11 protein-coding genes are annotated in these 11,642 nt (G+C 69.3%); 10 read left to right on the forward strand and 1 reads right to left on the reverse strand.

Annotation, left to right across the window (positions count from 1 at the left end; translation table 11 throughout):
* Nucleotides 1–78 precede the first annotated feature (78 nt).
* Both RHM57_RS11465 and RHM57_RS11470 read left to right on the forward strand, forming a co-directional pair.
* Entirely contained in the window at nucleotides 79–822 is a 744-nt protein-coding gene (locus RHM57_RS11465) for a helix-turn-helix domain-containing protein (RefSeq protein ID WP_322188164.1), read from the forward strand.
* Nucleotides 823–938: 116 nt separating this feature from the next.
* Nucleotides 939–1,325 carry an ATP-dependent DNA ligase gene (locus RHM57_RS11470; protein WP_241975386.1) on the forward strand — a complete coding sequence of 129 codons (387 nt, stop codon included), beginning with the start codon at nucleotides 939–941 and terminating at the stop codon, nucleotides 1,323–1,325.
* A gap of 13 nt (nucleotides 1,326–1,338) precedes the next feature.
* Here RHM57_RS11470 and RHM57_RS11475 read toward each other — a convergent pair whose 3' ends face one another.
* A complete protein-coding gene (locus RHM57_RS11475; RefSeq protein ID WP_134559469.1) occupies nucleotides 1,339–2,196 on the reverse strand; it encodes a carbon-nitrogen hydrolase family protein in 858 nt (285 codons plus the stop codon).
* A 118-nt stretch (nucleotides 2,197–2,314) separates the two neighbouring features.
* Here RHM57_RS11475 and RHM57_RS11480 point away from each other — a divergent pair, with 118 nt between their 5' ends.
* The 8 genes from RHM57_RS11480 (at nucleotide 2,315) to nadC (ending at nucleotide 11,615) form a co-directional block, all read left to right on the forward strand.
* Complete coding sequence (locus tag RHM57_RS11480) at nucleotides 2,315–2,992, forward strand: response regulator transcription factor (protein ID WP_134445835.1); 678 nt, start codon at nucleotides 2,315–2,317, stop codon at nucleotides 2,990–2,992.
* Nucleotides 2,993–3,005: 13 nt separating this feature from the next.
* Entirely contained in the window at nucleotides 3,006–4,388 is a 1,383-nt protein-coding gene (locus RHM57_RS11485) for a HAMP domain-containing sensor histidine kinase (RefSeq protein ID WP_322188166.1), read from the forward strand.
* A gap of 84 nt (nucleotides 4,389–4,472) precedes the next feature.
* The gene (locus RHM57_RS11490) at nucleotides 4,473–6,011 is read left to right on the forward strand and encodes a glycosyltransferase family 39 protein (protein WP_322135438.1); all 1,539 of its coding nucleotides are present in this window, start codon (nucleotides 4,473–4,475) and stop codon (nucleotides 6,009–6,011) included.
* A gap of 5 nt (nucleotides 6,012–6,016) precedes the next feature.
* Complete coding sequence (locus RHM57_RS11495; RefSeq protein ID WP_134559474.1) at nucleotides 6,017–6,757, forward strand: polyprenol monophosphomannose synthase; 741 nt, start codon at nucleotides 6,017–6,019, stop codon at nucleotides 6,755–6,757.
* Between the two features lie 187 nt (nucleotides 6,758–6,944).
* Nucleotides 6,945–7,661 (forward strand): NUDIX hydrolase, encoded by a 717-nt coding sequence (locus tag RHM57_RS11500; RefSeq protein WP_134445839.1) that lies wholly within the window; start codon nucleotides 6,945–6,947, stop codon nucleotides 7,659–7,661.
* A gap of 44 nt (nucleotides 7,662–7,705) precedes the next feature.
* A complete protein-coding gene (nadA, locus tag RHM57_RS11505; RefSeq protein WP_322135437.1) occupies nucleotides 7,706–9,031 on the forward strand; it encodes a quinolinate synthase NadA in 1,326 nt (441 codons plus the stop codon).
* Complete coding sequence (gene nadB, locus RHM57_RS11510; protein WP_322188168.1) at nucleotides 9,028–10,737, forward strand: L-aspartate oxidase; 1,710 nt, start codon at nucleotides 9,028–9,030, stop codon at nucleotides 10,735–10,737. Before nadA ends, nadB begins: the two co-directional genes overlap by 4 nt.
* Nucleotides 10,731–11,615, forward strand: coding sequence for a carboxylating nicotinate-nucleotide diphosphorylase (gene nadC / locus RHM57_RS11515; protein ID WP_134445841.1), 885 nt, complete (start codon nucleotides 10,731–10,733; stop codon nucleotides 11,613–11,615). Before nadB ends, nadC begins: the two co-directional genes overlap by 7 nt.
* The last annotated feature ends 27 nt before the right edge of the window (nucleotides 11,616–11,642 follow it).

Below are 11,642 nucleotides of genomic sequence, written 5' to 3' on the forward strand. Positions count from 1 at the left end.
ATCAGCTGATTGAATCTACGATTGAGAAAACCCCGTGGCACCGTCCCGGGAAGCAGCCGACCCAGAGTGAGGATCCCCGTGCGCCGACCAGACGAAGGCACGACACCGGCCGCCGGTGCCGCCGCCGGTGCCGCCGCCGTTGCCGACGCCGACGCCGCCAGTGCCACTCCTGGCCGCCGCGAACGCAACAAGCGTGACAAGCAGGGCCGCATCCTCGCGGCCGCCGAGGATCTCTTCGCCGAGCGCGGCTACGCGCTCGTCACGACCCAGGACATCGCCGATCGCGCGGATGTCGCGGCGGGGACGCTCTTCCGGTACGCGAGCTCGAAGCCCGAGCTCCTCCTGATGGTCTTCAACAACGAGTGGCGCAGGGCCCTGACCGGAACCCGGCACGATCCAACGAAGGCGGACGCATCCCTCGCCCCGACGGACGCGATCATGGCCCTCCTCCTCCCCCTGCTGACCTCCGCCGCGCGCCACCCGGAGAACACCGCCTATTACCAGCGCGAGATCCTGTGCGGCGAGCCCACCGGGACCTACCGCGCCGAGGCCCTCGAGCTCGTCGACGGGCTCGAGGCCACCATCGCGACCGTGCTCAGCGGCTACGGGACGGAGACCCCCGGAGAATCGGAGCGGCTCCGGCGGGGGGTGGACCCGGCGCTTGCGGCACGCAGTATCTTCTCGCTGCTCCACCTCGCCCTGATCCGATGCGGGCTGGGACGGGAGCCGATGGAGAGCCTGCCGGACTCGCTCCGCACCGAGATCGACCTCGTGCTGCACGGCATCGTCGAGCAGGTGCCGGCCGCGACCGCCGAGGCCTGACGATTCCCTTGTATTGACCGGGAATTACGACCACACTTAAAGTGCGAACCCAGCGGATGCCCCACAAGGGCGGTCTGCTGTTCGCGCGAGAGTTCACCGACTGAAAGCGGCGCCCCATGGGTTCGTTGACGTATGACCGGGTCACCGTCGAATTCGACGACCGGATCCTCGCGCACCTGCAAATCGTGATCGTGCAGAAGTTACGCCGCGGCGAGAGTTTCCTGTTGTCCTGGCGGAACGCCGCAGAGGCAGGAGACGGTCGCAGTTCCGCCTGGCTGCACCCGGCCATCCCGCTGTACTTCAAGTTCTCCGGCGGCCAGCCGCCGACCATCAATCCGCTGTGGCTCGCCCAGCTCACCCGCTCGGCGAACAGCTCCCAGGGACTCGTCGCCACGGGAGAGGAGCGGGCGATGTCCGAGCAGGACCACGTGATGCGCAAGGAACCCGGTTTCCGTTCCCGGGCGGCAGCGGCCTCCCAGGACACGATCGCGACCGAGGGCTGAGGCTCCCCGGCGGCTAGACCTCGACGATCCCGAAGCGCCGGAGCCGGAGTGCGGGGTTGACCGCACGCACCTGCCCGAGGCGAGCCGAGGTGAGCCAGGCGAGGCCGACATCCGTCGTCTCGCCGATCGTGACCAGTTCGACCCCCATCGGGTCGACGATCATGCTCGTGCCGACGCCGATCGGCGGGGCGTGGTCGGCGGCGGCGACATAAACAGTGTTCTCGATCGCGCGCGCGGTCAGGAGGGTGCGCCACTGCTGCTCCTTGAGCGGGCCCCGCACCCATTCGGCGGGCACGAGCACGAGCTCGGCACCCGCGTCGACGAGTCGCCGGGTGACCTCGGGAAAGCGGATGTCGTAACAGGTCTGCAACCCCACCCGCAGCCCTCCGACCGAGAAGGTCTGCGGCGGCTCGATCGCGCCGGGCAGCACCCAGTCGGATTCGCGCTCGCCGAATGCGTCGTAGAGGTGCAGCTTGCGGTAGCGGGCGAGGAGCTCGCCCGTCGGCCCGACGCTCACGATGGTGTTGAAGAATCGTCCGGCACCGACGGCCTCCTCGAGCATGCCCGCGACGATGACGAGGCCGAGGCCTTCGGCGAGCGCCGCGAGCGCCGTCACGAACGGCCCGTCGATCGGCTCGGCGGCCGCGACGAACGCGGGCCCGAGGGTCGGCTCGAAGAACGCGGAATACTCGGGGAACACGACGAGCTGCGCGCCGCGGTCGACCGCGATGCCGGCCAGGCGGGCGACCTCGGCGAGGTTCGCCTCCCGGTCGGCCCCTGGGACGAACTGGGCGACGGCGACACCGACGGCCGTCGGGTCGACAGGCACCGTCCGGGCGGGCGCTGGCGTGGCAGGCGGGGTTTCGACCATGGCGTCAGCCTAGCCACGAGGGCGGCGCGATTGGAGCGGAACCCTCAGACTGGTCACGCTCCGCACCGGGAACGTGCCAGCATGAAGAGGTAGCGGCGTACGAGCAAAAGGGGCGGGCATGACGAAGATCCTGGTCGTGGAAGACGACGAACAAATGGGCGCGCTGATCGAACGCGGACTCGAGGCAGAGGGCTACGAGATCGTCAGGGTCGGGAACGGGATGGATGCCCTGATCGCGATCAACAACAACGAATTCGACCTTGCGGCCATCGACGTGATGTTGCCGCAGATGACCGGGTTCGAGATCTGTCGGCGCATCCGCGACTCCGGCAACACCATGCCGGTCCTGCTCCTGACCGCCAGGGACACCGTCGACGACCGGGTCTTCGGGCTCGACAGCGGCGCGGACGACTACCTCACCAAGCCCTTCGCCTTCCTCGAGCTCACCGCCCGGGTGCGCGCCCTGCTCAGACGCCAGTCGATGGCAACACCGCTGAGCCTCGAACTCGGCAACCTCGCCATCGATTCCCGGGACCTCAAGGTGACCGTGGCCGGCCGGTCCGTCTCGATGAGCCCCAAGGAAGTCGCGCTGCTCCGCCTGCTGTGCAGCCGGGCGGGGACGACCGTCGACCGCACGACGATCCTCGAAGAGATCTGGAACGGCACCGAACACATCGACCCGAACATCGTCGACCAGTACATCAGCTACCTGCGGCGCAAGATCGACTCTGCGGCGGCCGGGATGCGGATCGTGACCGTACGCGGCTCCGGGTATGCCGTGGAACTCGTCGAGTGAGCGGAGCACGTCCATGAGGTTGCCAGGGCTGTCGATCCGGGCCCGCATCACCGTCGGCAGTCTCGTGATCGCCGCTGTCCTGTTCAGCGGTGCAGCGGTGTTCTTCCGCGGCGAGGTCCAGGCGATCCTGATCGAGACGACGACGACACTGCTGCACAGCGACGCTGCCCCGATCGTGACGGACCTGATCCGCAACCCGACAGAACCCATCGACGGCCCGAGCGAGGGCCAGCTCATCGCGATCGTCGGTCCGGACGGCCAGATCTCCAAGTCCTCGCTGCCGATGGCGCTGCGGAAACGCGTGAGTGAGCTCGCGACGATCGGCGAGACGCCGCAGACGATCGACGCGGGCAACGCCAGGTACCTTGTCGCCGCGACGACGGCCGTGACCAACCAGGGCAACTGGGTCGTCATCACGGCGCGGAACGAGGAGGCACTCGGCTTGCTGCTCGACGAACTGGGCCGGGTGCTCATCATGGGCACCGTGCTGCTGACCGTGGGATTCGGCCTCGCCTCGTGGCTGCTCACCGGCGCGGCCCTCCGCCCGGTGAACCGGCTGCGCAAGGAGGCGGAGAGCCTGAGCACGACCGGGTCGTCCGCGCAACTGCTCGTCCCGGCGGGCAGGGACGAGGTCAGCCGCCTCGCGGTCACGCTCAATGACTTCATCTCCCGGCTGCGCCGCAGTCTCGACAGGGAGAAGCAGGTGGTGTCGGATGCGAGCCACGAGTTGCGCACTCCCCTCGCCGTGCTCAAGGCGCAGCTCGAGCTCGCGCATCTCAATTCCGGCGACGCTCCGGCCCTCGAGGCGGACATCGACGACGCCTCCCGCACCGTGGACCGCCTCTCCCGGCTCGCGACGAACCTGCTGGAACTGTCCAAGCTCGAGAGCCAGCAGGCCCGGCCGGAGTGCGGCTGGGAGAACCTGATCGCCGAGATCTCGGCCTCGGTCGACCGCGCAAGGGTGGTTCGCAACGGGGAGGATCTCGACGTCGACTACGAGATCGAGGGCGAGGATCCGACCGGCCGCTATGCGATCTCGGTGACCAACGTCGGGCAGCTCATCGACAATCTCATCTCGAACGCCATCAACGCCATGGGCGGCCGCGGCGCCGTGACCGTCACGCTCCGCAGCCTCGCAGAGGGTGCCATGCTGAGCGTCGTGGACACGGGGCCCGGCATGCCGGAATCGTTCATCCCGGTGGCCTTCGACCGGTTCTCCCGGCCGGAACAGTCCCGCGCGAGCGGCTCGATCGGGTCGGGGCTCGGCCTCGCGATCGTGCACGCCATCGTGACGCGGGCGAAGGGAACCATCAGCCTGCGCAACACGGGGACGGGCCTGGCCATCGACATCCGTCTGCCGCGCAGCACCCGCACCGGACAGGGCCCGCGGGCCTGACGACAGCGCCAAACTGAGAGCCTTCGCAGGCGCCCGACACCGGGTCGTCGGGAAACCCCCGACCGGGTGGCATAACGTAATGGGGTGACTTATCTGCCCGTGACCCATGATCCAGAGCTGCGCCCGCAGCGGCGATCCTGGCCCACCCACCGGCAGCTGGCCCCGCTGTACGTCGGTGTTCTCGGCCTGTTGATCTCCGCCGCGGCGGCCTGGAACCCGTCCTATTGGGGCGATGAAGCCGCGAGCGTGATGTCCGCGGAGCGTTCGTTGCCCTCCCTGTTCCGGATGCTCGGCACGATCGATGCCGTTCATGGCACCTATTACCTGATGCTGCACTTCTGGATCGACCTCTTCGGTGCGTCCGAGTTCTCCACCAGGCTCCCGAGCGCGATTGCGATCGGTGTCGCAACGGCGGGAACGTTCGTCCTCGCCCGAATGCTGACCGAGGCCAGGGTCGCCTGGATCGCAGCCCTCGTCTTCGCGGTACTTCCCCGGGTGACGTACATGGGCGCAGAGGCGCGATCGACGGCGCTCGCGACGGCTATCGCCGTGTGGCTCGTCGTGCTGCTCGTGCATCTGGTCCGCGCAGGGACGGCGAGCCGGTCGACCCAGAGCTGGCTCTGGATCGGCTTCACCGCGCTCTTCGCCCTCGGAATCTATGTCTTCCTCTACGTCGCGCTTCTCGTCCCCGTACTCGGGATCGCGGTGTTCCTGCTCGCGCCCGATCGGGCCCGGCGACGCGGACAGCTGATGGCCTGGTCGGGCGCGACCGTCGTCGGTCTCATCATCGCTTCCCCGGTCCTGTTCGCGGGCGTCAGCCAGAAGGACCAGCTCTCGTTCATCGGGCGGCGAGCCCAGACGGGCGTGCTCGACGCGGCCGTCAACCAGTGGTTCGGCAACGTGCCCGCGGCGGTCATCGCCTGGGCTCTGATCCTGCTCGCGGTCGTTCTCGCCTGGTTCAGTCGCGGAAGGGTGCGCGCCCTCGAGCGGAACAGGGCAGCGTTGGGCGTGATGCTCGCCTGGATGCTCGTGCCGAGTGCGGCTCTGCTGATCGGCACGCATGTCGTCACGCCGATGTACTCGCTACGGTACCTCTCCATCTGCACGCCGGCCGCAGCAATCGCGCTCGGGATCGCCGTGGCCTGGATCAGGCCCCGCTGGGCCGGGATCGCGGCACTCGTACTGCTCGTCGTCGCCGTGGTGCCGAGTTACGTCGACCAGCGCGGCCCGTACGCCAAGAACGCCGGGAGCGACTGGCGCCAGGCCGCATCCATCGTCCAGGCCGGTGCGCACCCCGGAGACGCGATCGTGTTCGACGAGAGCGTGCGGCCCTCACGGAAGCCGCGGCTCGCGCTGCACCTGTACCCCGCATCCTTCACCGGGCTGCGCGACGTGACCCTCGACACGGCCTATGGGGACACCGGATCGCTCTGGGACACCACCCGGCCGCTCACGAGCGTCCTGGATTCACTCGCGGGCACCGATACGGTATGGCTGGTGCAGTATTCGGGCAGCAGTGAGGAAAAAGCGGGCACCGACCTGCACACGCTGCAAGACCTGGGATTTTCCGTCGCCTCAACGGCCACGGTCGTACACACAACAATCACCGAACTGACAAGGTAGTTTTCATGGCACAGACACTGGTCATCATCCCGACCTACAACGAACGCGAGAACATCAATCCGATCGTGGCCAGGGTGCGCGCGAGCGTCCCGGCCGCGGACATCCTCGTCGTCGACGACGCCTCCCCCGATGGCACCGGCCAGCTCGCCGATGCCATCGCCGCAGCGGACTCCCAGGTGCACGTCCTGCACCGCACGAAGAAGAACGGCCTCGGAGCGGCCTACCTCGAGGCTTTCGGCTGGGGCCTGTCCCGCGGCTACGACGAGCTCGTGCAGCTCGATTCGGACGGTTCGCACCAGCCTGAGCAGCTCCCCGACCTGCTGGCGGCGGCGAAGACCGCCGACGTCGTGATGGGATCGCGCTGGGTTCCTGGCGGAGCCGTGCAGAACTGGCCGTGGCACCGCCGCGCGCTGTCCCGCGGTGGATCGACATACTCACGCCTCGTGCTCCGGCTCCGCCAGCACGACGTCACAGGCGGCTACCGCGTCTACACGGCGCATGCCCTCGAACGCATGGACCTCGCGAGCGTCGAGAGCCTGGGCTATTGCTTCCAGATCGACATGCTGCTCACGAGCGTGCGGGCCGGCCTGACCGTCGTCGAAGTGCCGATCACCTTCGTCGAGCGTGTGCTCGGCTCATCCAAGATGAGCGGAAGCATCGTCGTCGAAGCGATGGCCCGCGTCACCCTGTGGGGCCTCACGGGCAAGGGCGCCCGTCGGTCCGTCGTTGCCGCCGCCAAGAACTGAGCCGCGCGTTCCGAATTCAGGAGTCGAGCCATCTTGACGCCGGAAACCGGCCGATCAACCGGTTCAGACCAGTCCTACTCCTGAATTCGGAACAGGAACGAAGTCGGGGGCGACTTCGGGTCAGAATGACTATATGATGGGTTCACCCAGTTAGAGTCATACTGACCTTTACCTAGTGGATGCCCCCATGAGCGCTCAAGCCGCTGTCGCACTCGCCGTGTCGACCGTGATCTTCGCCCTGCGCTCCGACGCGGAATCCGACTTCAAGACGCTGTGGCTCCCCCTGGTCCGCCGCACCAGGGACCCATACCTCGACCAGTGGGCGTTGCCGGGCGGCGGGCTGCCCGGCGACGAGGAACTCGCCGCGGCCGCCGCCCGTACCCTGCACGAGACAACCGGCCTCGCGCCCAGGTACCTCGAGCAGCTCTATACCTTCGGCGATCCGGGCCGCTCTGCCGGCGGCCGCGTGGTGTCCGTCGTCTACTGGGCCCTCGTCGAGTCCGGTGAGGCCGACCTCGCCGTCGTCGGCGACAACGTGCGCTGGTTCGCCGCAGACCGCCTGCCGCGGCTCGCCTTCGACCACAACCGGATCGTCGAGTACGCCCTCTGGCGGCTGCGGACCAAGGTCGAGTATTCCCGGATCGCCCACGCCTTCCTCGGCGAGACCTTCACGCTCTCCCAGTTGCGCGACGTGCATGAGGCCGTGCTGCAGAAGTCCCTCGACCCGGCCAATTTCCGTCGCACGATCGAGGCATCCGGTTCCATCGTCGACACCGGCGAACGCGTCGCGGGCACCCGGCACCGTCCGCCCCGTCTCTACCGGTACAACGACTCCGGACGACAGGGCGAACCGGATCCTTTCGGGCCGGAACCCGCGACCGCCGCCATCCCCACCACGAACTGAATCACCGTGTACAACGCTTTTTGTGAAAATCGAGGAGTTACAGCATGACCATCGCATCGGTCGACCGCACCATTCGTCTGATCAGCACGGGCACCGCGCCCGGAAGCACCTGCAGCCCGCAGCTGGCCGCAGGCCCCTGGGAATTCGACTCCGGCACCCCCGGCTACGGCCCAGGGTCCTCGATGGGCGATGTGCTCCCGACCGGGTCCCCGCGCCAGGGTGCCCTGCCCGAGCGCTACCGGACCGCCTCCGCAGAGGAACTCGACGCGCGCATCCGCTCGGCCAAGGCCACCCTCGGCGACCGGGTCGTGATTCTCGGGCACTTCTACCAGCGCTCGGAGGTCCTCGAGCACGCCGACTTCGTCGGTGACTCCTTCCAGCTCGCGCAGGCGACGAAGAGCCGCCCCGATGCCGAGGCGATCGTCTTCTGCGGCGTGCACTTCATGGCCGAGACCGCAGACCTCCTCTCCGGGCCCGACCAGGCGGTCATCCTGCCCAACCTCGCCGCCGGGTGTTCGATGGCGGACATGGCCGACATCGACTCGGTCACCGACTGCTGGGAACAGCTCGAAGAACTCTATGGAACCGAGGCGGATGCCTCCGGCCGGGTCCCGGTGATCCCGGTCACGTATATGAATTCCTCGGCGGCCCTCAAAGCGTTCTGCGGCGCCAACGGCGGCATCGTCTGCACCTCCTCGAACGCCGAGACCGTGCTGAAGTGGGCCTTCGAACGCGGCCAGCGGGTGCTCTTCTTCCCCGACCAGCACCTCGGCCGCAACACCGCGAAGGCGATGGGCGTCCCGCTCGAGCGGATGCCGATGTGGAACCCGCGCAAGCCACTCGGCGGCAGCACCGGGACCGAACTCGACGCCGCCCAGGTCATCCTGTGGCACGGATTCTGCAGTGTGCACAAGCGCTTCACCGTCGACCAGATCACCACCGCCCGTGCAGAGCACCCCGGGGTGCGTGTCATCGTGCACCCGGAGTGCCCGATGGCGGTCGTCGACGCCGCCGACGAATACGGCTCCACCGACTACATCAAGAAGGCCATCGAGGCCGCCCCTGCCGGGTCGACCTTCGCGATCGGCACCGAGATCAACCTCGTGCAGCGCCTCGCGGCTGAGCACCCCGAGCACACCATCTTCTGCCTCGACCCCGTCGTCTGCCCGTGCTCGACGATGTACCGCATCCACTCCGGCTATCTCGCCTGGGTGCTCGAAGCCCTCGTCGGCGATGCCGGGCAGCCGCCCGCCGTGCTCAACCGCATCGAGGTCCCCGCTACCGACGCGACGAACGCCAGGGTCGCCCTCGAGCGGATGCTTGCCGCGCGTCCTCCCGTCGGCGCACCGGTGAGCGGAGCACGCGCGTGACGCCCGCAGCACCGATCGCACCCGTCGCACCATCGCTCCGGATCCTCGTGATCGGGAGCGGCCTCGCCGGACTCATCGCCGCGGTGCGCGCGACCGACGCGGGTCATTCCGTCACCCTGGTCACCAAGCAGGGACTCCCGGACAGCAACACCCGCTATGCCCAGGGCGGCATCGCCGCGGCCATGTTCCCCGACGACTCGGTGGACCTGCACATCCTCGATACCCTCCGCGCCGGGGCAGGCCTCTGCGACCCGGCGGCCGTCGAGGTGCTCTGCGGCGAAGGGCCTGCCAGGGTCCGCGACCTGATCCGCTTCGGCGTCGACTTCGACAGGGACGACTCCGGCGTGACGCGCGGGCTCGAGGCCGCCCACTCCCGCTCCCGGGTGCTGCACGCCGGCGGGGACGCGACCGGCGCCGCGATCGAAGCCGCACTCGTTTCGACCGTCCGCGAACGGGCCGCCCGCTCGGCCCAGACCCCGGGTATCCCGCGCGTCCAGCTCCGTGAGCACACCATGCTCGTCGACCTCCTCGTCGCGGGCGACCGGGTGACCGGCGCCTCCCTGCTCGGACCGGACGGGCTCGTGCACCGGGCCGACGCCGACGCCGTGATCCTCGCCACCGGCGGGGCGGGCTCGCTCTTCCCGCACACCACCAATCCCGCGCTCGCGACCGGCGACGGCGTCGCAGCGGCCTGGCGCGCCGGCGCGGCGATCGCCGACCTCGAGTTCTACCAGTTCCACCCGACCGCCCTCGCGGTGCCGGGAACCCCGCTCGTCTCCGAGGCGGTCCGCGGCGAGGGCGCCGTGCTCCTGAACGCTCGCGGCGAGCGCTTCATGCTCGCCATCCACCCCGGCGCCGAACTCGCCCCCCGCGACATCGTCGCCCGCAGCATCGCCCGCGAAATGTCCGCCCAGGGCGGCACACCCGTGCTCCTCGACGCGACCGGCCTCGGCAGGGAACTCCTCGAAACCCGCTTCCCCACGATCACGGCAGCGTGCCTCGCCGCCGGGATCGACTGGGCCGTCGAGCCCATCCCTGTCGCACCCGCCGCCCACTACTGGATGGGTGGCGTCAGCACCGACCTGTGGGGCCGCACCTCACTGCCCGGCCTCTACGCCGTCGGCGAGACCGCACGAACCGGGACCCACGGCGCCAACCGCCTCGCCTCGAACTCCCTGTTGGAGGCCGCGGTCTTCGCCGACCGAGCCGTGCGCGCCCTCGGCACTGGCCAGGTCGACGCCGACGGCAGGCGCCTGCCGCCAGTGCCGGCCTCCAGCGGCACGGCCGACGCGACCGTTCCCGCCAGGGCCGTCGACGGACCCGGCGCGCATGTCGACCGCGCCGAACTCCAGCGCCTGATGTGGGACGCGGCCGGTGTGCTGCGCGACGGTGACGGGCTCGCCGCGGCATCCGCTGCCCTCGCCGGCTGGAAGCACCCGGTACCCGCCGGTCAGGACGCGACCCCGGCCGACCGGGTGCGCGCCGTCGAAGACGCCAACCTGCTCGACCTGGCGAGGGTCACCGTGGCCTCCGCGTTCGCCCGCGAGGAATCCCGGGGCGCGCACTACCGCGCCGATTTCCCCGAGAGCCGGCCGGAGCTGGCCCACAGCCAGGCGTGGGTGCGACCCGCCGATTCCGACGATCCGTTCCTCGTGCTCGAATCCCCTGAACGCGCCAGAGAGGCCGAGGAGGCCATCGCATGCTGAGCACCACCGCCATCGACACCGTGGTGCGCGCCGCACTCGACGAGGACGCCCCCTGGGGCGACCTGACCTCCGAGGTGCTCATCCCCGCAGACGCCACGGCGACCGCGAGGCTCGTCGCCCGCGAACCCGGCGTTTTCAGCGGCAGCGCCGTCTTCGAATCCGCCTTCCGGCTCACCGACCCCGCCATCGCGGTCACGCTGCTGACAACCGACGGCACTCCTTTCGCGACCGGCGACGTGCTCGCAGAGGTCGCCGGCCCCGCCAGGGGCATCCTCCAGGCCGAACGCATCGGCCTGAACTTCGTGCAGCGGATGAGCGGCATCGCGACGCTCACCGCCCGGTACGTCGCCGAGACCGCCGGCACCCGCGCCCGCATCGTCGACACCCGCAAGACCACGCCGGGGCTGCGGGCCTTCGAACGCACCGCCGTCCGCGACGGCGGAGGCCACAACCACCGCTTCAGCCTCTCCGACGCGGTCATGGCCAAGGACAACCATCTCGCCGTCCTGCAGTCCGGCGGGCTTGGCCTCACCGAGGCGCTCCTGCTCGTGCGCGACCGGATCTCGCACACCACCCACCTCGAGGTCGAAGTGGACCGCATCGACCAGATCGAAGCCGTGCTCGCGGCCCGCGTCGACACGATCATGCTTGACAACTTCGACCCCGATCGGCTCGCGGAAGGCGTGCGCCTGGTCGCAGGCCGCGCCATCGTCGAAGCGAGCGGCGGCGTGAACCTCGACACGGTCCGGGCCATCGCGTTATCCGGCGTCGACGTCATCTCCGTCGGCGCGCTCACCCACAGCGTGCGCTCCCTCGACCTCGGCCTCGACGTCGTCGTGGTCGCCGGCACCGAACTCGACGGCGCCGTCCGGAACTGACCGCCGACCGCCAGCAGACACCCAAGG

Origin of the sequence: Cryobacterium sp. 10S3 (assembly GCF_034344045.1) — a bacterium.
Taxonomy (GTDB): domain Bacteria; phylum Actinomycetota; class Actinomycetes; order Actinomycetales; family Microbacteriaceae; genus Cryobacterium; species Cryobacterium glucosi.